At 64.0% G+C, this 1,473-nt stretch carries 1 protein-coding gene; it reads left to right on the top strand.

What is annotated here, in order from left to right; translation table 11 throughout:
• Position 1: 1 nt before the first annotated feature.
• The coding region (locus tag BMX78_RS22575; protein WP_139205084.1) for an amino acid permease at positions 2-1,473 on the top strand (1,472 nt) is incomplete at its 3' end.

Raw genomic sequence — 1,473 nt, 5'->3', positions numbered from 1 at the left:
GATAGACGGTGGGCATGCGCATGCCTCCGAGAGCTCCCTTCACGCGGAGGATAAGGGCTATCACAAGAATTTGAAGCCGCGGCAGATCCAGATGATCGCGATCGGCGGTGCGATCGGTACCGGCCTGTTCCTGGGTGCCGGCGGCCGGCTGAACGCCGCGGGCCCGTCCCTGGTCATCGCCTACGCCGTGTGCGGGTTCTTCGCGTTCCTGATCCTGCGCGCCCTGGGCGAACTGGTCCTGCACCGGCCCTCCTCGGGCTCGTTCGTGTCCTACGCGAGGGAATTCTTCGGCGAAAAAGCCGCGTTCGTGTCCGGCTGGTTCTACTGGATCAACTGGGCCACCACCACCATCGTGGACATCACCGCCGCCGCCCTGTACATGCACTTCTTCGGCAACTACATCCCCTGGATGGCCAACGTCCCGCAGTGGGCCTGGGCCCTGACCGCCCTCATCGTCGTCCTCGCCCTGAACCTGGTCTCGGTCAAGGTCTTCGGCGAAATGGAATTCTGGTTCGCCCTGATCAAAGTCGCCGCCCTGGTCATCTTCCTCATCGTCGGCACCTACTTCGTCATCTTCGGCACCCCCGTGGACGGCCAGCAAGTCGGCCTCAGCCTGCTCAGTGATAACGGCGGGATCTTCCCCAACGGCCTGCTGCCCATGATCATCCTCATGCAGGGCGTCCTGTTCGCCTACGCCTCCATCGAACTCGTCGGCACCGCCGCCGGCGAAACCGAAAACCCCGAAAAAATCATGCCCAAGGCCATCAACTCCGTGGTCTTCCGCATCGCCGTGTTCTACGTCGGCTCCGTGATCCTCCTGGCCCTGCTCCTGCCCTACACCTCCTACGAAAAAGGCGTCAGCCCCTTCGTAACGTTCTTCGGCTCCATCGGCATCCAGGGCGTGGACGTCATCATGAACCTCGTGGTCCTCACCGCCGCCCTGTCCTCCCTGAACGCCGGGCTCTACTCCACCGGCCGGATCCTGCGCTCCATGTCCGTCAACGGCTCCGCCCCCAAATTCGCCTCCCGCATGAACAAAGCAGGCGTCCCCTACGGCGGCATCGCCATCACCGCCGCCGTCTCCCTCCTGGGCGTCCCGCTGAACTACCTCGTCCCCGCCCAGGCCTTCGAAATCGTCCTCAACGTCGCCTCCGTCGGCATCGTCATGACCTGGGCCACCATCGTCCTGTGCCAGATCCAACTCAAACGCTGGGCCGACAAAGGCTGGCTCGAACGCCCCTCCTTCCGCATGTTCGGCGCCCCCTACACCGGCTACCTCAGCCTCCTCTTCCTCGTCGGCGTGCTGATCATGGTCTTCATCGACTCACCCCTGACCATGCTCGTCACCGCCATCGCCTCCATCCTGATGGTCATCGGCTGGTACGCCTGCCGCAAACGCATCCACGAAATCGCCGAAACCCGCGAAGGCCACACCGGCCTCTCCCCCGTCATCGCCAACCCACCCGCCGAGAC

The organism is Arthrobacter sp. OV608, assembly GCA_900110595.1.
Taxonomy (GTDB): Bacteria; Actinomycetota; Actinomycetes; order Actinomycetales; family Micrococcaceae; genus Arthrobacter.
The sequence above is the reverse complement of the archived record's forward strand: the minus strand, read 5'-3'. Positions and strand labels throughout refer to the sequence as shown.